The sequence below is a fragment of the Flavobacterium pygoscelis genome (assembly GCF_023162025.1).
In the GTDB taxonomy this organism is placed as follows: Bacteria; Bacteroidota; Bacteroidia; order Flavobacteriales; family Flavobacteriaceae; genus Flavobacterium; species Flavobacterium pygoscelis.
In genome coordinates, this window is the sequence record NZ_JALNUB010000001.1 from 166,947 (window position 1) to 190,164 (window position 23,218).

Sequence of the window (23,218 nt, forward strand, 5' to 3'; positions counted from 1 at the left end):
AATTATTTAACGTATATGTTACTAGCAATTTTATTAGATATCATGATCTCTTTGTTTCCCACACGAATTCGGTAAGAAGAATCAAAACTTTCTTTTTCTAAAATTTGAATTTGCGAACCCAAAGCAATTTCTTGCTTGTCTAAATATTGCAAAAAATCTGAAGATGTATCTTTGACACCCACACAAATTCCAGCTTGATTTTTTTCTAATTCAGAAAGCAGTCGTTTTTCTATTTTGATGATCATTCCATTGGCATCTGGAATAGGATCTCCATGCGGATCTTCAGTAGGATTACCAAGAAAATCATCCAATTTATTGATTAATTTCTCCGATTTAATATGCTCTAATTGCTCGGCAATATCATGAACCTCATCCCAAGAAAAATCTAATTTTTCTACTAAAAAACATTCCCAAAGTCGGTGTTTTCTAACAATCATTTTTGCAGCGAGTAATCCTTGCGTTGTTAAGGAAACCCCTTGGTATTTGATGTAATTAATCAAATCCTTTTCGGATAATTTCTTAAGCATATCTGTAACAGATGAAGCTTTAGTTTCCATTTTTTCGGCAATGGCATTGGTGCTTATGGCATCTTCTGAAGCCGAAGTAAGATGGTATATTGTTTTGAGATAATTCTCTTCTGAATAAGTCATTTGATTTTTGATTAACGATTACTATTTTTTTAGCCCAGATAGCAGTGGAAATCCTTTTAAAATTTGCGCCCTTTAGCAAATTTTAAAAGATTGTAACGGATAGCTGGATTAGCTCCAGGAAAACATTAATTTTTAACAATTAGCAACGGAATAGATATTTTATGTCTCAATTTATCCACAGTAGTTCCAAAAATTAAATCTTTAAATCCGGTGTGGCCATGTGTTCCCATAACTAAAATATCAAAATTTTCTTTGTTAATGATTTTTGGAATTGTTTTGGCTGGATCTCCAAAACCTAGTTTTGTACTAACCGTAAATCCTTTTGCTGTCAACATTTCTTTGTATTCGTTTAATAATTTCTCGTCAATTAATGTTTCATGATCATCTACTTTTTCACCGTACACCATTGCTCCTACCGTTTCTACGACATGTATTAAAGTGTACTCCGCATTTTTGCCGCCCAACTTAAAAGCAGTATTTAACGCTACCTCATCAGAATCAGAAAAATCTACCGTTACAGCAATATTTTTATGAGTTAAAGTCCCCGATTCTTCAAATTTTAATTTCAAATTGTGTGGCGAATGATTTTGAATATCAATTTTTGATTTTGAAACGAAAGGTTTGAAAATGATATATATGAGCAATACTAAAAATGCTAATGCCAAAGGCACCACCGTCAACCATAAAATAAGTGGGTTTTCAGCAGCATCTAACCAACCTTTTATTTCATCATAAACCAATTTAATATTTAAGGAAACAATAATTAAGGCAACAGTCCAGCCCGCAATTTGAGTGATTCTGCTAATATGAAATCCTTTCATTTTTGATTTATCACTCACAAAATGGATTAAAGGAATAATAGCAAATCCCAATTGTAAACTTAAAATCACTTGACTAAAAATTAGCAATTTTCCCGTTACTCCATCACCAAAAATACTAATCACGATCACAGCAGGAACAATCGCAATTAATCTCGTAATTATTCTTCGCACCCAAGGTTGTATTCTTAAATTAAGATAGCCTTCCATTATAATTTGGCCCGCTAAAGTTCCTGTAACGGTCGAGCTTTGTCCAGCGGCAATCAATGCAACAGCGAATAATATGGGAGCCCATTTGGTTCCTAAAAGTGGTGCTAAAAATTTATGTGCATCTTGAATTTCGGCTACTTCGTGCATTCCACTTTTGTAAAATGTGGCTGCTGCCAAAATTAAAATGGCGGCGTTTACAAAAAAAGCTAAGTTCAATGCAATCGTCGAATCAATAAAATTATATTTAATAGCTTGCTTAATTCCTTTTGGCGTTCGGTCAAATTTTCTGGTTTGCACCAATGAGGAATGCAAGTATAAATTGTGCGGCATTACGGTTGCTCCAATAATTCCGATTGCGATATACAGCGCAGCTTCATTAGGCATAGAAGGAATTAATCCGTATAAAACTTTATCTAATTCTGGTTTTGCAAAAAACATTTCGAAAACGAAAGAAACTCCAATTATCACAACTAAAACAATAATAAAGGCTTCCATTTTCCGAATCCCTTTATTAATAAGAAATAGCAGTAGAAAAGTATCTAAAACAGTAATAAGAACGCCTTCGATCAACGGAATATCAAATAATAAATTGATACCAATGGCCATTCCTAAAACCTCAGCAAGATCACAGGCCGCGATAGCAATTTCAGCCAGAAAATAAAGAATATAATTAATAAATTTGGAATAAGTGGCTCTAGAAGCTTGCGCTAAATCGAGCTGCGTTACGATTCCCAATCGGGCACTAAAACTTTGTAGTAACAAAGCCATGATATTACTCATCAATAAAACCCATAATAACGAATAACCAAACTGGCTTCCTCCGGCAATGTCAGTTGCCCAATTTCCAGGGTCCATATAACCCACACTAATTAAGTAGGCTGGTCCTAAAAAGGCTAATATTTTTCTAAAAACTGATTTTTTATTTTGTGTCGAAACTGATCCGTGGACCTCTTCTAAAGATTTACCCATCTACAACTATTTGAAGCAAATATAATTATGTTTTTTTGTTTTATCAAATATAATTTTTAGATTTGTCTAAATTATAAACACATCCATAACTAAAAACAAAACATTGAAAAATCTATTTCTACTTTTTTGCATACTATTCAGCATCATAATGACTGGTCAAACTACACTTAAAGGAAGCGTTTCCGCTGATGGAATGCCTTTACCACTAGCAAATGTTGTTATTAAAACCTTGAAAAAATCAACAGTTAGCGACTCCGAAGGGAATTTTGACATTAAAAACATTACAAAAGGAACCTATGAAATTCAAGTTTCCTATACTGGTTTTAGACCAAAAACACGTAATTTCACGGTTAGCGATAGTACTGATATCTACTTGAATTTTGAACTTCAGGAAAATAATACTTTAGATGAAGTGGTAATCACTGGAACTTTAAAAGCGGTATCGCGTTTAGAAAGTCCTGTGCCTGTTGAAGTTTATAAACCTATTTTCTTTAAGAAAAATCCAACTGCAAATATTTTTGAAGCCTTGCAAAACGTAAATGGTGTACGTCCGCAACTGAACTGTAATGTTTGTAACACTGGAGATATTCACATCAATGGTCTTGAGGGTCCATATACTTTGGTTTTGATTGATGGAATGCCTATCGTGAGCGGACTTTCAACGGTGTACGGACTTTCTGGAATTCCTAATTCTTTATTGGAACGTATCGAAATTGTGAAAGGTCCTGCTTCTTCTTTGTATGGAAGTGAAGCCGTGGGTGGTTTAATAAATATCATCACTAAGAATCCTAAAAATGCACCTCTTTTTTCTGCTGATTCATTCTTAACTGATTGGGGCGAACTCAACGTTGACTTAGGTTTTAAAGCAAATGTTACTAAAGACATCTCGATGTTAACTGGAATTAATTACTTTAACTACAGTAATCCAATAGACAACAACAACGATAATTTTACTGACTTAACGCTACAAGATCGAATCTCTGTTTTCCAGAAATGGAATTTTAATCGAAAAAATAACAAGCAATTCTCATTAGCAGGACGTTATTTTTATGAAGATCGCTGGGGCGGTGAAATGCAGTGGGAGAAAAAATACCGTGGCGGAAACGAAGTCTATGGCGAGAGCATTTATACCAAACGTTGGGAATTGTTAGGCGCTTATGAATTGCCTATCGCCGAGAAAATGTTATTCTCTTTTTCCTATACGGATCACGATCAAAACTCGGTTTATGGAGATATTCCGTATTTAGCGAAACAGCGCATTGGTTTTGGGCAACTGACTTGGGACAAAAAACTAAATAATCACGATTTGCTTTTTGGAACAGCTTTGCGCTATCAATATTACGATGATAATACGACTGCAACCGTGAAGGAAGACATTAACTGGATTCCAAGTTTATTTGTGCAAGACGAAGTTGCATTTAATGAAAATCATAAAGTACTTCTTGGTGCTCGTTACGATTACAACCGCAACCACGGTTCTATTTTTACTCCGAGATTAGCTTATAAATGGAAACTGAATGACAATAATATTCTACGTTTCAATACGGGAACTGGTTTTAGAATTGTAAATCTATTTACTGAAGAACATGCTGCTTTAACTGGTTCTCGCGACGTAATTGTGCTTGAAGAATTAAAGCCAGAGCGCTCGTTTAATGTTAACTTGAACTATTTGAAGAAACTTTACGCTCAAAATGGAACTTTTATAGGAGTTGAAACAACCGCTTGGTACACTCGATTTAGTAATTCTATTATTCCTGATTATGACACAAATCCTAACCAAATTATTTATAAAAATTTAGATGGTCACGCAGTTACTAAAGGAATAAGCTCTAATGTTGACTTCGTTTTCACAAATGGTTTGAAAATGATTTTAGGAGCTACTTTTATGGATGTTTCCAAAACAGAGAACAACGTTACTACTAAGCAAATCTTAACAGAACAATTCTCAGGAACTTGGGCGATTTCGTACCGAATAAATAAACTATTTTTAGATTTAGATTACACTGGAAATATTTATGGTCCAATGCGTTTACCAACTTTAGGTCCTTTAGATCCAAGAAAAGACTACTCACCAACTTGGAGCATACAGAATATCCAATTTACTTTTAATAAGTTCAAGAAAATCGAAATTTATGCAGGAGTGAAAAACCTTTTAAATTGGACGCCAAACAAAGGAAACCCATTTATTATTGCAAGAGCAAATGATCCATTTGATAAAAATGTACAATATGACGCAACTGGAAATGTACAAGCCACCGCTGATAATCCGTACGCTTTAACTTTTGATCCAAGTTATGTTTATGGACCAAATCAAGGAATTCGAACTTTTCTAGGATTACGATACACTTTGAAATAATGAAAAAAGCACTTTACATATTTGTATTGTTTCTTTGGGCAATTCCTTCGGGTTTTGCCCAATTGAAATTAAACACATTTGAGCAAGCAGAACAATTATCAAAGGCAAATCCCAAACCTATAGTTGTATTTACGCATACAAATTGGTGTAAATATTGCAAAATGATGGAAAATGCTACGTTCAAAAACCCAAAAATTGTAGCAACGCTAAACGACCATTTCTATTTCATTTCATTTGATGCAGAAACAAAACACGACATCGTTTTCAATAATCATACATTTCAATTCCAACCGAACGGAACAAATACTGGAGTTCACGAATTGGCGACAGCCTTAGCGACAATTGACAATCAAGTCGTCTATCCTAGCTTGACAATACTCTATCATGATAACTCGATTATATTGCAACAAGGTTCCTTTCTTTCAGCGAAAGCCTTACTGCTTATCCTTGACAAACTGAAATAATTGCCTATTTTTGGAGATGATTATGCTCCAATTATTATGAAACATTACGATTACATTTTTACTGGCACTGGTTTAGCAGCTTTAATGACAATTTATAAAATGATTGAATCCGGAAAATTTGATGATCAATCTATTTTGTTAATCGATGAAAACACCAAAAAAGATAATGACAGAACCTGGTGTTTTTGGGAACAAAACGAATCAAAATGGGAAAAAAGTATTTCTAAAAAATGGGATTCGGCTTTGTTTGCCAATGCTACATTTAGTCGAGATCTTGATTTAAAACCTTATCAATACAATATGGTTAAAGGACTGGATTTCTACAATCAAGTATTCGAATTGATTTCGAAACAAAAAAATATTACTTTTCTAAACGAAAAAGTGACTGACATTAATGAACTCGTAAATCATGTTTTTGTAGCAACACCTTTAGAAAACTTCACTTGTAGCAAAGTAATCAACAGTATTTACAGAAAATCAGAGGTCGAAAACCAAACCAATTATCCGCTTTTGCAACAGCATTTTATAGGATGGTTTATAAAATCGAAACAAGCAGTTTTCAACGCCAACCAAGCTACTTTTATGGATTTTTCTGTGGAACAAAGAGGAAACACGCGGTTTATGTATGTTTTGCCAACTTCTTCAACGGAAGCTTTGTTAGAATACACCTTGTTTTCTGCTCAATTATTACCAAAAGAAGAATACGAAAACGAGATTATCAAGTACATTCAAAAACTTGGAATCACAGATTATGAAATAGTGGAAAAAGAACAAGGAAGTATACCAATGAGTTGCTATCCTTTTTGGAAAAAGAATACTGAAAAAGTACTGAATATAGGAACAGCCGGCGGATGGACCAAAGCCAGCACAGGTTATACTTTTAAAAGCTCCGATAAAAAATCAACAGAATTAGTTAGATTTTTACAAAAAGAAACTGACTTAACTAAATTCCACAAAACAACAAAATTTTGGTTTTATGATTTGTTGCTTTTGGATATTTTATATCGAAAGAACGAATTAGGAGCTTCGATATTTTCGTCTCTATTTAAAAAAGGAAGTCCCGCTTTGATTTTTAAATTTCTGGATGAAGAAACTACTTTCGCCGAAGATCTTCAAGTGATTTGGAAATGTCCTAAAATACCTTTTATAGATGCTTTAGTCCGTTCAGGTAGGCATTTATTTCAATAAAAATAATGTCTATCAAACAATAACAAAACTTTATACTACACATAATGGAGTTCTTTTTAAACTTCGTAACTTTGCTTAATTAAAATTAATACTTAAAATACAACGATATGTATCCAGAAGAAATGGTAATGCCAATGCAAGCGGAATTAACGTCAGCAGGTTTTCAAGATTTACATAGTGCTGAGGCAGTAGATAGCGCAATAAAAGCAGAAGGAACAACTTTAGTGGTTGTGAATTCAGTTTGTGGATGTGCAGCAAGAAACGCTCGTCCAGGAGCTAAAATGAGTTTAGATGGTGCTAAAAAACCAGACCATTTAATTACTGTTTTTGCAGGAGTTGATAAAGATGCAGTTGATGCAGCGAGACAACATATGTTTCCTTTTCCTCCATCTTCTCCAGCTATGGCATTGTTCAAAAACGGTGAATTAGTTCACATGTTAGAGCGTCACCACATTGAAGGTCGTCCAGCTGAAATGATTGCAGAAAACTTGAAAGATGCTTTCAACGAGTATTGCTAAACCAATAAAAAGTCAAATTAAAACCACGTTCATTCGTGGTTTTTTTATTTGGAGCCACATCCAGCTATTCGTTTCAATCTTTTTAAAAGCTTCCAGCCTTTATAAGGCTGGAAGCTTTTAAAAAGGATTTCCACTACTATCTGGGCTAGCAAGCATAGAAAATCTAATATAAATAATTCCATTATTTGTATATTTGTTTTAAATAACTGACAATATTCTATTTTAAAACAATAAGAAATAATATGAAATTTAGTGAAACTTTACAAAAAATACTCCCATTTGGTTATCTATTCCTTGTTATTTTAGGGATATTAAAAGAAAGTATTTATTACTATCAAGTTGGAATAAACATTTTAAAGTATTCTAACATAATGGATATATTAATCAGTCCAATTGCTGACTTAACATCAACTCCTTTAATACTTTCAGTATTCATTGTTTATCTGATAATTCTCTACATAATTAATTTACTTCTTACCAAAAACTTTAATAAAGATTGGTTGAAGAAAAGGATTAACTTAAAAAAGCCTATTTCAGAAATAACTGAAGAGGAAGTAAAAACATTTTGTAGCAAACTAATTATAGGCATATTAGCTGTTGGCCTATTATCGTTTTTCCTTGGAATTGGACTAGGCAGTGGCGTTAAAGTGGCGAAAAAAATATCTAAAAACACCCTCAATTACGATTATAAAATGAAATTTGGCGATGACGAAATAAGCGACATCTTCCTAATTGGATCAAATAGTTCCTATTATTTTTATGTTGAAAAAGGAAGCAGGAATGTCAAGATATCTCCCGTTTTGGCAATCAAATCAATAGAAATAATAAAAAACAAAAGACTTAATAAATAAGTAGTAATAAAAAAAACGAACTACTCTGGTTAAAAACTCAAGGTACTTTGAACAGGAATAATAGAACAAAAAAGTGATAATATCCACAAATTACACCAAAGGTAGGAATTTGGATAATTTAAAATGACACCAATCCTACTATTAATATATTGGTCTTTTTTCTATCAAATTAATTCCTATTATTGTCGATAAAACATTCAGATACTTCAATCATTTTCTTAGAAAATTGTCATTCTGACGAAGGAAGAATCATAGTTATTTGAGCAATTTACAAAGATTCTTCGTTCCTCAGAATGACAAAATAAGCGCAAAATATTCTTTCAACTTCAAGAATAATAGCCCAGATTACTTCACATAAATATATTTTCACAGGAGTTCAGTAAACTTTGTTTGCAGCGGCATCCTCTTGTTGTAGCGCTAGCGAAAACAAGAGATATAGCGAAAAGCTGGAAGAAGCTCCTACAAATTAAACCTTTCATAAACTTTGCGAGCTTTTCAGTTAAATTATCTACTTTTGCAAAAATAATTTTTCACACTTAAACTGTTTATAGCATGCAACTGTATAACACCTTAAGCGCAGAAGAAAGAGCCATCATGATCGATGATGCCGGAAAACAAAGACTTACTTTGTCTTTCTATGCTTATGCGCAAATTCAAAATCCATCACAATTTCGTAACGATTTATTTCTGGCGTGGAATCCCTTAGGCGTTCTAGGTAGGATTTACGTAGCTCATGAAGGGATAAATGCCCAACTTTCGCTTCCCGCAGATAATTTCTATGCGTTTAAAGACACCATAGAAGCGTACGGTTTCATGAAAGGTATTCGTTTGAATATTGCCGTAGAACATGATGATCATTCCTTTTTAAAACTAACCGTAAAAGTCCGTGACAAGATTGTTGCCGATGGTTTAGTGGATGAAACTTTTGATGTAACCAACATTGGAATACATTTAAAAGCGAAGGAATTCAATGATTTATTAGAAGATCCCAATACTATTGTAGTCGATATGCGCAATCATTACGAGAGCGAAATCGGTCATTTTACAAAAGCCATAAAACCAGATGTGGATACTTTTCGCGAAAGTTTGCCTATCATCGAAGAACAATTAGCGGAGCACAAACAAGATAAAAAACTGTTGATGTATTGCACCGGAGGAATTCGTTGCGAGAAAGCCAGTGCCTACTTTAAACACAAAGGTTTTGAAAATGTGTACCAATTGGAAGGCGGAATTATTGAATACACGCGCCAAGTAAAAGAACAAGGTTTAGAAAGTAAATTCATCGGTAAAAACTTTGTATTTGATCACCGCTTGGGCGAAAGAATCACAGACGACATCGTGTCTCAATGCCACCAATGTGGCAAACCTTGTGATGTACATACGAATTGTGCGAATGAAGGTTGTCATTTGCTTTTCATTCAATGCGAAGAATGTGCATCAGCTATGGAAGGCTGTTGTTCTTCCGCTTGTGTAGATATAATTCACTTGCCTGAAGAGGAACAAAAAGCAGTTCGACGAGGAATAAAAAATGGCAACATGATTTTCAAAAAAGGAAAATCAGAGGTGTTGACTTTTAAAAACAATCAAGATCCATTGGCTTTGGTTCCAAATCTCACGGAATTAGCCGAAACAAAAACAGCTCGCAGAGTGGCTACTGTTTTGAAAAAAGAAACAAAAATTAAAAAACAATACATAGGAAAAGGAACTCACTTTTTTCCAAAACCAAGCGTTGCTCAATTTCTAATTGAAGAAGGAGAAATAAAAATTGGTGATAAAGTCTTAATTAAAGGAACCACAACTGGGGAACAGCAAATGATCATCGAAGAAATGTTCGTGAACGACATTGATGCTACAATCGCTACTTCGGGAGACACTTGCACCTTTAAATTACCTTTTAGAATCCGTTTGTCTGATAAATTATATAAGGTTTTAGACTAATTTTTCAAACCAATTCACTCATCACCTTTGTCAAAATTTAAAACTTGGCAAAGGTTTACTTCATACAATAATGACAACTAACAATACAATAGAACTTATGGCTCCCGCTGGGAACTTTGAGTCGCTTCAAGCTGCAATAGACAATAATGCAGACTCTGTTTACTTTGGTGTAGAGCAATTAAACATGAGAGCTCGTGCCACGGTAAATTTCACAATGGATGATTTACCTGAAATTGCCCGTCGTTGCGAAGCAAAAAAAATCAGAACTTATTTGACTCTGAACACCATAATCTACGATCACGATTTATCTGTGGTTAAGACTTTATTAAACAAAGCCAAAGAAGCCAATATTACAGCCGTAATCGCGTCTGACCAAGCCGTGATTGCAATGGCAAGAGGAATTGGAATGGAAGTTCATATTTCGACGCAGTTGAATGTGACTAATATTGAAACCATAAAATTCTACAGCCTATTTGCCGATACGATGGTTTTAAGTCGGGAACTGAGTTTGCGTCAGGTGAAAAGTATTACCGAGCAAATTAAGAAAGAAGAAATTAAAGGACCAAGCGGAAAGTTGGTTGAAATTGAGATATTCGGTCACGGTGCTTTGTGCATGGCGGTTTCGGGAAAATGCTATTTGAGTTTACATTCCAATAATTCATCGGCCAATCGTGGTGCTTGCAAGCAAAATTGCCGCAAAAAATACACGGTTATTGATCAAGAAACGGGTTTTGAGATTGAACTCGATAACGAATACATGATGTCTCCAAAAGATTTATGTACCATTGATTTCTTGGATCAAGTAATTGATTCTGGCATTCAAGTTTTAAAAATTGAAGGTCGCGGTCGTGCTCCAGAATATGTGGCAACCGTAATAAAAACCTACCGTGAAGCAATAGATAGTTATTATGAAGGCAAATTTACAAAAGAAAAAGTGGCAGTTTGGATGGAAGCTTTAAACACCGTTTACAATAGTGGATTTTGGTCAGGATATTATCTCGGACAAGAATTAGGCGAATGGAGCGATGTTTCGGGATCTTTGGCGACTCAGAAAAAAGTATATGTTGGAAAAGGAACGCATTATTTCCCAAAAGCAGCGGTTGGACAATTTAAAATTGAGGCTTACGATATAAAAGTTGGCGATAAAATTCTAGTGACAGGGCCAAGTACCGGCGCACAAGAAATGATTATCGAAGAAATGCAAGTAAATAACACTGCTGCACAAAAAGCAACAAAAGGAGACGATTGTACTTTAAAGTTGCCGTTCCGAATCAGAATGTCCGACAAATTATATAAAATTGTAGAAGCCTAATGGTTATCATAACGTTACAAAGAGACAAATGTATTGGGTGTAATTACTGTGTAGAAATGGATCCAGCGCATTTTCAGATGTCTAAGAAAGACGGCAAATCAGTGTTGATTCACTCCGTAAATGCTAAAGGTTTTTATACTTTAAAATCAGCTGATCACACCATTGTTGAAAGTTGTGAATTAGCGGCAAAAGCGTGCCCGGTGAAAATTATTTCGGTTAAAGAAACTTAGTCCTACTTCTTTTTGAAAAGAATTTATAAAATGAAATTAAATAAAAAACAGCTGTAAGAATAACTCTTACAGCTGTTTTTATTTAAAAATTACTGGATAGCTATTACCACCAACCCACAACCGTGTAATATACATTTTCAGATTTAGCATACGCTAACGAAATATCTCTAGCTGCTTTCAAAGCTGCTTTTTCTGAGGCAACATCATCTTGGTAAACTTTCATTCTAAAATTCCATTCTCTTTTTTCATCAGAAAGAATTTTTGCTGCAATTTGATTTGAAAAAGCTTGAGCTTCTTTATAACAACTTGCATTTGGATCAATCATCGCTAAATATTCACTCGCATTTGTAGCGCCATATTGGTCTTGATTTCCTACCCAGCTTGTTTTTGCATTAGCTAAATAGCTTTTACATTCTTTATCAATTTGCTGTTTGTAAATCACTTTAGTAATTGGAACAGCTTTGTTATAACACTCTTTGCAAGCAACAGGAATTGAAGATAATTTGTATAAACCTGCGTCATATTGCCCTTTCATAGCATAAGCTTTTGCTTCAGCAATAATAGCATCGCATTTTTTATTGTAAAATTCAACAATTTTTAACTTGCCTTTATTTACAAAAGTCTGATACTGCGGATCATTTGTTTTTAAGTTTCGCAATGCAGCCATGTAAGCTTTGGTTTCATTTTCGCCAACTCCTTTTAATGTCACAGAATGAGAAGAAAACTTAATTCCTTCCATACCGTCACCAATGTAAAGATTCACTTCTAGGGTGTAAGCTTGCATCGGCGGTGCAGTGGGTGTAATATTTTTAGACAGAACTACAATATTGGCTGTAATAATAAATCTAGAATCACCACCACTAACGCCCATTCCATTGGCAGTAACAATTTGTGAGAGTTTGTTTTCTAAATTATTTCTAGCTATTTCTGTTATTCCTTCCACTTGGTCAGAAACGTAAGGCGTAAGCTCAATTAATGAAGCAGCGTCTGATTGATTGCTTTGCGCATTTACAAATGCAACACAAAACAAGAATACAGTTGAGATTATTTTTTTCATCGTATTGATTTTATAATTTATTTCTCTCCTACTACAATAGAAGCTTGTCCTAGACCTTTAGTCATTAATTTAGCCTCAATTTTGTACGTATCTTTTAAGTGCTTTTGAAGTCCTTTTGCCCAAGCTCTAGCATCGATAGCTTTACCACTTGCATCAAAAAGTGGAATTCGAACTTGCTCAAATAACATCATATTTTCTGTAGCATCTGTCGTGCTAAAACGTCCTTTTACGGTATTTTTTTGAACCCAATTTTCTATTTGCGTTCCCAATTCTTCTCCTGCATATTCCGTTTCAAAGTCATTTGGAAAAGCATCAAACTTTTTAATTCTCAAAGATATTTCTCTACCATTGGCAAATAAATCATCAAAATGACTCATTAATTGCACGTTGAAATTATCAATGTGTGACAACACAGCTGTCTCTAACATTACTGGCAACGTAGAACCTATTAATTCTTGTCCCGTACCAGATGCTCCAGCAACTTGTTTGTCTGTGTATGAATCTAATCCTTGAATATTAAATGTTACCGACTGTTTTGGTCCCATTTGATTTACATTCCAAAATATCTGCATTACGATATCCGCTTTTGCAACTTTTTTTAATTTATCAATTGGGCTTTCAACAATATTCGAACCTGTTTTTTTACTGGTAAGCATTGCGTCTTCAGCCGCTTCTCCGTCTAAAGATTTTAAAACTGATTCTAAGTTTTTTAAAGGAAATCCTCTCGACGCCATCAACTCATTGATTTTACTTATTACAATAAGTAATGCGGCATTTTCTTGTAATGCTCTCTTGTAATCTGGTACTTGTACATAAGTTCCTTGATTATCAAAATCGAGCATATATCCTCTTTGATTACACCAAACATCGCTAGGAACCACCATAATTGTTGGTTTCTTTGCTTGTGCGTTCACAGTTAGTACTGCGTTTAAAACTATTATTGTGATTAAAAGTATTTTTTTCATCATTATACGATTGTCATTATTATAAAATATAGATTGCTTTATTAAAGGGTATTAATTTTCAAACTAAAATCCACTAGATAGTGATTTAATAACACCGGCTTTCTCTAAATCTTTTCTCAGATTCGTAATATTTACCGCTACAATTACTCCAATTTTATATTCTTTACCCATTTTCATTCTGTCTTCAGCAGCAACAGCACCATCATTTGATAGAGAAACATATTTCATATAATCGCCACCATCTTTGAAAAACGGTTTAAAGAAATCTGCTTTTTCATCTTCTAAATTTAAACTATTCGCCAAAGGACTTTGTCCAGGAACACCTGAAATTCCGGTAAAACCTTTAAAAATTATTCCATGAATTGCATTTTTTTTCGCTTGGTCAATAGCAACATCTGGTTTTTTTGAATACGACCAAACTTTAATTAGATAAGTACCTTGAACGCCAGTTTGCACAGCTTCAATTTCGTATCTCCAAGCAGCAGTATCTTTATCTGCTTTTCTTTGTTGCGCTACACTTAAAGTAGAAAAGGAAACTACTAAAAATAGAGTGATAATAAATTTGATATTTTTCATTAGAAATGATTTAAAATTAACATAATTGAAAAAATCAAATAGAACTGTTTGAAAACCTTTAAACAGTTCTATATGATTTCTGATTTTTAATAAAATTTAATTAATTTGTCTGATTAGCATTCCAGAGTAGAATTTTCCTCCTCCTTCAAACAAAGTAGCTTCTAATTCTTTTTTAGCCCCTTTGTTGTCTTCGTCTAAAAGACCCGCATTATATCTATTATCCCAAATATTATTTTTATCAACTTTTATAGTACCTTTCTTTTTGTACTCAATAATTCCCGTTTTAGGATCCATATTGGCTTCTAGCACCTCAAATTTTTCACCACCTTCTAATCCTTCTTTCATTCCTATTTTTGCACTTAAAGGACTAGCAGAATACAACGGAACTTTAGTTTTAAAAACATCATATTTCTTCTGTAATTTGGCATAAACATTATCAACGTTTCTCGTCACTGCTAAATCAATAATTTGATTTTCAGTTCTTTTTTCTGAAAGAGAAAAAGTAACTAAACTTGTAGCACTTTCGGAACCAATAAACTCTAATTGAAACAAGTCTGTAGTATCAAAATTTTTCTTTTTTGCTGCAGCGTTTGGTTCTTTAGCATCACTTAACCAATAATCTTGATAAAAAGTATTACTCGTAACATCGTCCCATTTTAATTTATATAAAAAAGAAGTAGTCCAAACCGAATATCCTTCTTTTGCAACATCATACGCTTTATCTGCAACAGCAACTGCTTTGTTACGCAACATAGCAACGCTAATTTTATCTGCAGCTGCATAAGCAGCAACTTTTGCGGCTCTAGCTACTGGTTCATTTTCGTAAAATTTCATTTTTGAAACTACAACAAATGTGTTGTTAAGTAATTCTAAACCTGCAGTTTGCAATAAAGCTTTCCCCTCAGCCGAAGCAGCTGCCGTTTTAACATCTGTAAAGGAAGCACTAAGAAGTCCTCTTTCGCTAATTAAATCGATATCAAAAGTACCATTGGCTTTTCTGTTAAACCATTTGGCAACCATTTTATTCGCAATTTTATTCGTTTTTAAATAATTTGCAACTACATCCATCATTTCTTTCTCAGAGGCATCGTCTTTTGCAGCACCAAATTTTTTAGGATCAAAAGATTTCTCTCCAATATTATGATTGTCATATTTATCAGGAAATGGTGCGCTGTAATATGCTTTTATAACTGCTTCTTTTTTTGGAAAATTCTCAGATTCTATTAAAATAGTATGCAAAGAACTTCTGCGATATTTAATATCTTTTAAATCTTTATTGGATTGGGCAAAATTGTTAAAACTGAACAATACCAAAACTAGTAAAAACACATTTTTAAGTTTCATAAAATTTATTTGATTCTTACTCTTTTGGATTTTCAGTTACTCCCCGTTTTTTCTGTGTTTTCTGGACTACACTTTTTAAAATATGAATTGTAAGAAATACCTATAATCAGTACAAAGCCTAATTAATTGATATTTGTCGTGTTAAATAAAATTATTAAGAATTTATTTAGAAAACAAAATTAGGAATTAGTTTGTTAAAAAAAAGAAAATGAACGAAAAATAATATAATTTGAGTATTTATGGATTGGTAAAAGTGATGTTGATTAACAAATCAAAAATGTAAATACTTTTTAAATAGTGGTTTAAGATTGCACTAGAAAAATTAAATACAACAAATAGAGTCATCAAAATAAGTGATTCTACTTTTAATCAAAAAATACTATCTTTACACATTAATCGTTTTAAGAACTTAAGTTGTGCCAGTCACAACACTATATATAAAATTATGGCATGTACAAGTTGTTCAACTTCTGATGGTGGTGCACCAAAGGGTTGTAAAAATAATGGGACTTGCGGCACCGACAGCTGCAATAAATTAACTGTTTTCGATTGGCTTTCTAATATGAGTTTACCTAACGGAGAGGCTCCTTTTGACTGTGTTGAAGTACGTTTTAAAAATGGAAGAAAAGAATTTTATCGCAATACAGAGAAATTAACGTTGAGTATTGGCGATATTGTTGCCACAGTTGCTTCGCCAGGACATGACATAGGAATTGTAACCTTGACAGGCGAATTAGTAAAAATTCAAATGAAGAAAAAAGGAGTTAATCATTTAAGTAATGATGTTCCTAAAATATACAGAAAAGCATCACAAAAAGACATTGACATTTGGTCCGTTGCGCGTGATAAAGAAGAACCGATGAAGGTGAGAGCTCGTGAATTGGCGATTGCTCAAAAATTAGAAATGAAAATCTCAGATATTGAATTTCAAGGAGATGGATCAAAAGCTACTTTTTATTACACCGCTAATGATCGAATTGATTTTAGAGCATTAATTAAAGATTTTGCTAAAGAATTCAGCACTAGAATAGAAATGAAACAAGTAGGTTTTCGTCAGGAAGCAGCTCGTTTAGGAGGAATTGGTTCTTGTGGAAGAGAATTGTGTTGCTCTACTTGGTTAACCGATTTTAGAAGTGTAAATACCTCTGCAGCGCGTTACCAACAATTATCATTAAACCCACAAAAATTAGCGGGTCAATGCGGAAAATTAAAATGTTGTTTAAATTATGAGTTAGATACTTATATGGACGCATTGAAAGATTTTCCAGATTTTGAAACTAGACTTGTTACAGAAAAAGGCGATGCTATTTGTCAAAAACAAGATATTTTCAAGGGTTTAATGTGGTTTGCTTACACTAATAATTTTGCTAATTGGCATGTTTTAAAAATAGACCAAGTCAAAGAAATAGTTGCTGAAAACAAATTAAAAAATAAAGTTTCTTCATTAGAGGATTTTGCAATTGAAATAGTTGTTGAGGTGGAGAAAAATTTCAACAATGCTATGGGCCAAGAAAGTTTAACGCGTTTTGACCAACCTAAAGCAAAGAAAAAACCCAATAAAAAACGCAAAGTTGTAGGTGAAAATGCTATTGTAGCTAATAACAAAAAACCGGCAAACAATACAAAACCAAACAATAACAAACCCGCAAACAATAACCGACCTGCTCCTGCTTCTGCAGAAAAAAAACCAGCAGAGCCAAGAAAACCTATAATTATTACTAAAAATGTGGATAAAAAATAGCGCTTTAATTCTTTTGGGTTCCATTCTCCTTTTTTCATGTGATAAAAAAAGAGTCTATGATGAATACAAATCTGTTGGAAATTCATGGGATAAGGACAGTATTGTAACTTTTAATTTACCAGAATTAGATTCAACAAAAAGATATAATTTATTTGTTAATTTAAGAGCAAACAATGACTATAAGTTCAACAATTTATTTCTAATTGTATCTTTAGAATTACCCAATGGTTTTACAAAAGTAGATACTTTAGAATACGAAATGGCTGATCCTGACGGAACATTATTGGGTAACGGTTTTTCTGATATTAAAGAAAGTAAACTTTTTTATAAAGAAAATGTAAGGTTTCGTTCCAAATACAAAGTACACATCAAACAAGCGGTTAGAGAGAACGGAAAAGTTCCAGGTGTTAAGGATTTAGATGGAATTACAGAAGTTGGTTTTAGAATTGAAAAAAAAGAATAATATAGTATTATGGCTATCAAAAAAAGCAGTAACTCAGCAAAAGGTAATGTAAAAGACATTGCGTACTATCAAAAGCAATTTTGGAAAATATTTTTCATAGGATTAGGAAGCGTCGCTTTGTTTTTCTTATTTGCTTCTTGGGGAATTTTTGGATCTATGCCTTCCTTTGAAGATTTAGAAAATCCAGACTCTAATTTGGCCACCGAGATAATCTCATCCGATGGCGTAGTGATTGGTAAATATTTTCAAAAAAACAGATCCCAGTTAAAATATTCTGACCTACCTAAAAACCTAGTTCAAGCTCTAGTAGCAACTGAAGATGCTCGTTTTTATGACCATTCCGGAATTGATGGAAGAGGAACTTTGAGAGCTATTTCTAGTTTAGGAACAAGCGGTGGAGCGAGTACATTGACTCAACAACTTGCCAAACAATTGTTTCATGGAGAAGGTTCTAAATTTTTACCTTTTAGAATTGTCCAAAAAATAAAAGAGTGGATTATTGCCATCCGATTAGAGAGACAATACACAAAAAATGAAATTATTGCCATGTATTGTAACGTATATGATTTTGGAAATAATTCTGTAGGTGTTAGCTCCGCAGCCAAAACCTATTTTTCAAAAGAGCCTAAAGACTTAACAATTGACGAATCGGCTATATTGGTGGGAATGTTTAAAAATTCTGGTCTTTACAACCCAATACGCAATCCACAAGGGGTAAAAAATCGTAGAAACGTGGTGCTTTTGCAAATGGAAAAAGGAGATATCATTACTGAAGCTCAAAAAGAAAAATTACAAAGTTTACCCATTAAATTAAACTTTAAATTAGAAACACATAAAGACGGAACCGCTACTTATTTTAGAGAATATCTAAGAGATTACATGAAGAAATGGACCGAAAAGAATAAAAAATCAGATGGTTCTGACTATGACATCTACAAAGATGGATTAAAAATATATACTACAATAGATTCTAGAATGCAATTGCATGCAGAAGAAGCTGTCTCTGCGCATATGGCAAACCTACAACAAGAATTTTTTAAACAATCAAAGGATAACAAAAACGCTCCTTTTGTTAATATCTCTGCTGCAGAGACCCAAAAAATACTAAATCAAGCCATGAAATCATCCAATAGATGGGCAGTAATGAAGTCTATGGATAAAAGCGAGGAAGAAATAATAAAATCTTTTAGTGAAAAAACGAAAATGACCGTCTTTTCTTGGAAAGGGGAAAGAGATACAATCATGACACCATTAGATTCTATTCGTTATTACAAACATTTTCTTCAATCTGGACTAATGGCAATGGAACCTCAAACTGGTAATATAAAAGCTTGGGTGGGTGGTATTAATTATAAATATTTTCAATACGATCACGTAGGTCAAGGGGCAAGACAAGTAGGTTCTACTTTTAAACCCTTTGTTTACGCTACTGCAATTGAACAATTGAACATGTCCCCTTGCGACTCAATCATTGATGGTCCATTTATTATTCGCAAAGGACGCCATCACGTCACTGAGGATTGGGAACCAAGAAATTCAGACAACAGGTACCGCGGAATGGTAACTTTAAAAAGAGGTTTGGCCAACTCTATCAATACAGTATCAGCAAAATTAATGGATAAAGTAGGTCCAGAAGCAGTTGTAGATTTGACACACAAATTAGGAGTAAAATCTGAAATACCTTTACAACCATCCATTGCGCTTGGAGCCGTTGAGATAACAGTTGAAGATATGGTTGCTGCATACAGTACTTTTGCTAATCAAGGAGTGTATATGAAACCACAATTTATATCTAAAATTGAGGATAAAAGTGGCGTTATCATCTACGAGCCAATACCAGAATCACATGATGTTTTAAATAAAGATATTGCTTATGCAGTTATCAAATTATTAGAAGGTGTTACAGAAGGTGGATCTGGAGATCGCTTGCGTACTACTGGTGGCGGAAGTGGTGACAATCGTTGGACAGGATATCCTTACCAATTTAAAAACCCTATTGCCGGGAAAACAGGAACCACGCAAAATCAATCTGATGGTTGGTTTATGGGAATGGTACCCAATCTAGTAACAGGAGTTTGGGTAGGTTGTGAAGATCGTTCTGCCCGTTTTAAAAGCATCACTTACGGACAAGGTGCAACAGCAGCATTACCCGTTTGGGGCTATTTTATGAAATTGTGTTATGCTGACCCTGAGCTAAAAGTTTCTAAAGCAGCTTTTGAAAGACCAGCAAATCTATCTATTAAAGTAGATTGCTATACCGCTAAAAAAGAAGTAGATTCAACTGATGTTGAACACGATACTAACGAATTTGAATTATAACGTTTTAGCTAAAAGCAAGTAGCTTATTTTTAATTAGAACAAAATATATAGCAATTTATCTTATGATCAATAAAAAAGTAAATAACGTTCAGGAAGCACTTCAAGGAATTGAAAACGGAATGACTATAATGTTAGGCGGTTTCGGATTGTGTGGTATTCCAGAAAATAGTATCGCTGAATTAGTAAAAAAAGAAACAAGCGAGTTAACATGTATTTCAAACAATGCAGGTGTTGATGATTTTGGACTTGGATTGCTTTTGCACAAGCGTCAAATAAAAAAGATGATTTCTTCATATGTAGGAGAAAATGCTGAGTTTGAACGTCAGATGCTTTCTGGAGAATTGGATGTCGAATTAACTCCACAAGGAACTTTAGCCGAAAAATGTCGTGCTGCCCAAGCTGGAATCCCCGCTTTTTTTACTCCTGCAGGTTTTGGAACAGAAGTAGCCGAGGGAAAAGAAACACGCGAATTCAACGGAAAAATGCACGTAATGGAAATGGCTTTCAAAGCTGATTTTGCTATTGTAAAAGCTTGGAAAGGTGACGAAGCTGGAAATCTTATTTTTAAAGGAACAGCTAGAAATTTTAATTCTTGTATGGCTGGTGCGGGTAAGATTACTATTGCCGAAGTAGAAGAATTATTACCGGTTGGTTCATTAGATCCTAATGAAATACACATTCCTGGAATTTTAGTTCAACGTATCTTTAAAGGTGAAAAATTCGAAAAAAGAATTGAGCAACGTACCGTAAGAATTAGAAAATAAGAAAAGGAGTGAATTAGATAATAAAAATCAATTATCTAATTTTCAAATTCACTAATTACACATCAAAAACATGGCTTTAGATAAAATAGATATTGCAAAAAGAATAGCAAAAGAAGTTAAAGATCGTTATTACGTGAACTTAGGAATCGGAATTCCTACGCTTGTAGCTAATTATGTTCCTGAAGGAATAAACGTTGAGTTTCAAAGTGAAAATGGTGTTTTAGGAATGGGACCATTCCCTTTTGAAGGCGAAGAAGATGCTGACATTATCAATGCTGGTAAACAAACGATCACCACTTTGCCTGGAGCAAGTTTTTTTGATTCCGCTTTTAGTTTTGGAATGATTCGTAGCCAAAAAGTAGATTTAACTATTCTTGGCGCCATGGAAGTAGCTGAAAATGGAGATATTGCCAACTGGAAAATCCCAGGGAAAATGGTAAAAGGAATGGGTGGCGCAATGGATTTAGTAGCTTCTGCCGAAAATATTATTGTTGCCATGATGCACGTAAATAAAGCGGGCGAATCAAAAATACTTAAAAGATGTACTTTGCCATTAACCGGCGTGGGTTGCGTTAAAAAAGTAGTAACTGAGTTAGCAGTTCTAGAAGTTACTCCAAAAGGATTTAAGCTCTTAGAACGCGCGCCAGGTGTTTCTGTAGAACACATTATAGCTTCTACTGAAGCAGAATTAATTATTGAAGGTGAAATTCCGGAAATGATTATCGATTAAATAAAACTCATTAAAATTAAAAGAGTCGGAATTTCTTTATTAGAAATTCCGACTCTTTTTTTATATCAATAATTAAGTTGTAAACTTATTTTTTTAAGCCAAGTGTTATAAAGATCAAAATAATGATAACTATAAAGCCTAAGGTAGAATTATCCTCTTTGATCACCTCATCCATAGATTTGCTACCCATATAATAAATCCATTTAAAGCCATTACCAACAAAATGAGTTATCAGTTTATTAAACAAACGCATATTAAGATTTTAAAAAAACCAAGTAGCTACAAAAATGGCAGTAATCACACAAATCACATCTACTAGAAGCATTGTTCCTAAAGCATAACGTGTATTTTTGATGTTTACTGAACCAAAATAGACTGCAATTACATAAAAGGTACTTTCGGCACTACACTGAAAAATACTACTTAACCTAGCTGTTAAGGAATCTGCTCCAAATGTATTCATAGAATCGATCAAAAAACCTCTTGAACCAGCAGAACTAAACGGACGCAATAGAGCAACTGGCAAAGCATCTGTAATCTGTTTATTTACTCCCATATTCGAAAAGAAAAAAGCAATACCATCACTAATAATTTCAAACAAACCACTGTTTCTAAATAACGAAATAGCAACTAACATCCCTAAAACATAAGGAAAAATAGTAACTCCAGTTTTCACACCATTATTAGCTCCTACTACAAAAGCGTCATAAACCGTAGTATCGGCTTCAGCAAACTTTTTCTCATTGATAAATGAAAAAATTAAAGTAAAAGCAATAATACCCACTAAAATTAAAGCGGAAAGATTAGAAGTGAAATAATTTTTTCCAACTAAATCTAAGTGGCTTACATACATTAATAAACCAACGATTCCAGCGATCAAAGCCATTAAAACCGCAACCAAAGAAGCACTTTTGAAATTAATTTTTTGCTTAATTCCTACCAGTAAAAAAGCAGCGATTGTACCAATAAAAGAAGTAATAATACAAGGTAACATAACATCAGCAGGATTACTAGCATTTGCAGCAGCACGATATCCAATAATTGAAGTTGCTATCAAAGTAAGTCCAGAGGCATGCAAACACATGAACATAATTTGGGCATCACTCGCTTTGTCCTTATCAGGGTTTATCTCTTGCAAACTTTCCATTGCCTTTAATCCAAATGGAGTTGCAGCAGAATCTAAGCCTAAGAAATTGGCAGCAAAGTTCAGCGTCATATATGATATAGAAGGATGGTTTTTAGGAATACTCGGAAACACTTTTACAAAAACGGGACTCAAAGCTTTGGCTAATTTTCCGGAGGCACCTGAAATAATTAATAGTTCCATCAATCCGCAGAAAAAGGCTAAATAAGCAATCAATGGAATAATTAAATCGAGTAAAGTACTTTTACAGGTTGGCAATAATCCATCGGATTTCTGAACACCGCTATAAATTTTTACGGTTTTATTTTTAAAAACATAAGTGGTATCTGCGTTGTTCGTATCGACATCTACGATCAAGGTTTGATCTGGTGCATTCATGATACTGTCTTTGATGAAAGCAGGAAGTTGTTCTATGTACTTTTCAGATACTAGAATTGGATCATCTTTTTTGCCATTCAAAACATAATCAATAGTATAAGTATTTCCGATAAATAAACTAAAAACAACAAAAATAATTGATGAAATAAATATAACCAACCAAAATCTACTCAATACCATAATCTATAATTTTTGTAAATGTAATCAATCAATAACAATTGGCTGCATAGCTT

The 23,218-nt window shown here is 33.7% G+C and carries 20 protein-coding genes; 13 read left to right on the plus strand and 7 right to left on the minus strand.

Features of this window, described 5'->3' with window-relative positions; all coding sequences use genetic code 11:
* Positions 1-2: 2 nt before the first annotated feature.
* On the minus strand, positions 3-650 hold the full coding sequence (locus MW871_RS00715) for a metal-dependent transcriptional regulator (RefSeq protein ID WP_248427230.1): 648 nt from the start codon (positions 648-650) through the stop codon (positions 3-5).
* Between the two features lie 125 nt (positions 651-775).
* Positions 776-2,647, minus strand: coding sequence for an Nramp family divalent metal transporter (locus tag MW871_RS00720; RefSeq protein ID WP_248427231.1), 1,872 nt, complete (start codon positions 2,645-2,647; stop codon positions 776-778).
* Between the two features lie 103 nt (positions 2,648-2,750).
* Here MW871_RS00720 and MW871_RS00725 point away from each other — a divergent pair, with 103 nt between their 5' ends.
* From MW871_RS00725 to MW871_RS00760, 8 genes are all read left to right on the plus strand, one after another.
* Complete coding sequence (locus MW871_RS00725; RefSeq protein ID WP_427854610.1) at positions 2,751-5,003, plus strand: TonB-dependent receptor; 2,253 nt, start codon at positions 2,751-2,753, stop codon at positions 5,001-5,003.
* Positions 5,003-5,467 (plus strand): thioredoxin family protein, encoded by a 465-nt coding sequence (locus tag MW871_RS00730; RefSeq protein WP_248427232.1) that lies wholly within the window; start codon positions 5,003-5,005, stop codon positions 5,465-5,467. The genes MW871_RS00725 and MW871_RS00730 overlap by 1 nt, the downstream gene beginning before the upstream one ends.
* A gap of 36 nt (positions 5,468-5,503) precedes the next feature.
* Positions 5,504-6,655, plus strand: coding sequence for a lycopene cyclase family protein (locus MW871_RS00735; protein WP_248427406.1), 1,152 nt, complete (start codon positions 5,504-5,506; stop codon positions 6,653-6,655).
* Between the two features lie 107 nt (positions 6,656-6,762).
* The gene (locus MW871_RS00740) at positions 6,763-7,173 is read left to right on the plus strand and encodes a BrxA/BrxB family bacilliredoxin (protein ID WP_188049197.1); all 411 of its coding nucleotides are present in this window, start codon (positions 6,763-6,765) and stop codon (positions 7,171-7,173) included.
* A gap of 242 nt (positions 7,174-7,415) precedes the next feature.
* Positions 7,416-8,024, plus strand: coding sequence for a hypothetical protein (locus MW871_RS00745; RefSeq protein ID WP_248427233.1), 609 nt, complete (start codon positions 7,416-7,418; stop codon positions 8,022-8,024).
* Positions 8,025-8,576: 552 nt separating this feature from the next.
* Complete coding sequence (gene trhO, locus MW871_RS00750; RefSeq protein WP_248427234.1) at positions 8,577-9,962, plus strand: oxygen-dependent tRNA uridine(34) hydroxylase TrhO; 1,386 nt, start codon at positions 8,577-8,579, stop codon at positions 9,960-9,962.
* A gap of 70 nt (positions 9,963-10,032) precedes the next feature.
* Entirely contained in the window at positions 10,033-11,274 is a 1,242-nt protein-coding gene (locus MW871_RS00755) for a peptidase U32 family protein (protein ID WP_248427235.1), read from the plus strand.
* Entirely contained in the window at positions 11,274-11,504 is a 231-nt protein-coding gene (locus MW871_RS00760; protein ID WP_188049201.1) for a ferredoxin, read from the plus strand. The genes MW871_RS00755 and MW871_RS00760 overlap by 1 nt, the downstream gene beginning before the upstream one ends.
* A 103-nt stretch (positions 11,505-11,607) precedes the next feature.
* Here MW871_RS00760 and MW871_RS00765 read toward each other — a convergent pair whose 3' ends face one another.
* The 4 genes from MW871_RS00765 to MW871_RS00780 all read right to left on the minus strand — a co-directional run bounded on the left by MW871_RS00765 (position 11,608) and on the right by MW871_RS00780 (position 15,446).
* Positions 11,608-12,561, minus strand: coding sequence for a hypothetical protein (locus tag MW871_RS00765; protein ID WP_210645051.1), 954 nt, complete (start codon positions 12,559-12,561; stop codon positions 11,608-11,610).
* 17 nt (positions 12,562-12,578) lie between these two features.
* Positions 12,579-13,529 carry a DUF6175 family protein gene (locus tag MW871_RS00770; protein ID WP_248427236.1) on the minus strand — a complete coding sequence of 317 codons (951 nt, stop codon included), beginning with the start codon at positions 13,527-13,529 and terminating at the stop codon, positions 12,579-12,581.
* A 60-nt stretch (positions 13,530-13,589) separates the two neighbouring features.
* Positions 13,590-14,102 carry a hypothetical protein gene (locus tag MW871_RS00775; protein WP_210645054.1) on the minus strand — a complete coding sequence of 171 codons (513 nt, stop codon included), beginning with the start codon at positions 14,100-14,102 and terminating at the stop codon, positions 13,590-13,592.
* Between the two features lie 96 nt (positions 14,103-14,198).
* Positions 14,199-15,446, minus strand: coding sequence for a hypothetical protein (locus tag MW871_RS00780; protein WP_248427237.1), 1,248 nt, complete (start codon positions 15,444-15,446; stop codon positions 14,199-14,201).
* A gap of 445 nt (positions 15,447-15,891) precedes the next feature.
* Between MW871_RS00780 and MW871_RS00785 the strand changes: the two genes are divergently transcribed.
* From MW871_RS00785 to MW871_RS00805, 5 genes are all read left to right on the plus strand, one after another.
* Positions 15,892-17,187, plus strand: coding sequence for a PSP1 domain-containing protein (locus tag MW871_RS00785; protein WP_248427238.1), 1,296 nt, complete (start codon positions 15,892-15,894; stop codon positions 17,185-17,187).
* The gene (locus tag MW871_RS00790) at positions 17,171-17,650 is read left to right on the plus strand and encodes a gliding motility lipoprotein GldH (RefSeq protein ID WP_248427239.1); all 480 of its coding nucleotides are present in this window, start codon (positions 17,171-17,173) and stop codon (positions 17,648-17,650) included. The genes MW871_RS00785 and MW871_RS00790 overlap by 17 nt, the downstream gene beginning before the upstream one ends.
* Before the next feature lie 9 nt (positions 17,651-17,659).
* A complete protein-coding gene (locus MW871_RS00795; RefSeq protein WP_188049208.1) occupies positions 17,660-19,969 on the plus strand; it encodes a penicillin-binding protein 1A in 2,310 nt (769 codons plus the stop codon).
* A 62-nt stretch (positions 19,970-20,031) separates the two neighbouring features.
* Complete coding sequence (locus MW871_RS00800) at positions 20,032-20,733, plus strand: CoA transferase subunit A (protein ID WP_188049209.1); 702 nt, start codon at positions 20,032-20,034, stop codon at positions 20,731-20,733.
* Between the two features lie 70 nt (positions 20,734-20,803).
* Positions 20,804-21,463 (plus strand): CoA transferase subunit B, encoded by a 660-nt coding sequence (locus MW871_RS00805; RefSeq protein WP_188049210.1) that lies wholly within the window; start codon positions 20,804-20,806, stop codon positions 21,461-21,463.
* Between the two features lie 262 nt (positions 21,464-21,725).
* On the opposite strand, the gene MW871_RS00810 is transcribed toward MW871_RS00805, so the two are convergent.
* Positions 21,726-23,165 (minus strand): nucleoside recognition domain-containing protein, encoded by a 1,440-nt coding sequence (locus tag MW871_RS00810; protein ID WP_248427240.1) that lies wholly within the window; start codon positions 23,163-23,165, stop codon positions 21,726-21,728.
* Between the last annotated feature and the right edge of the window lie 53 nt (positions 23,166-23,218).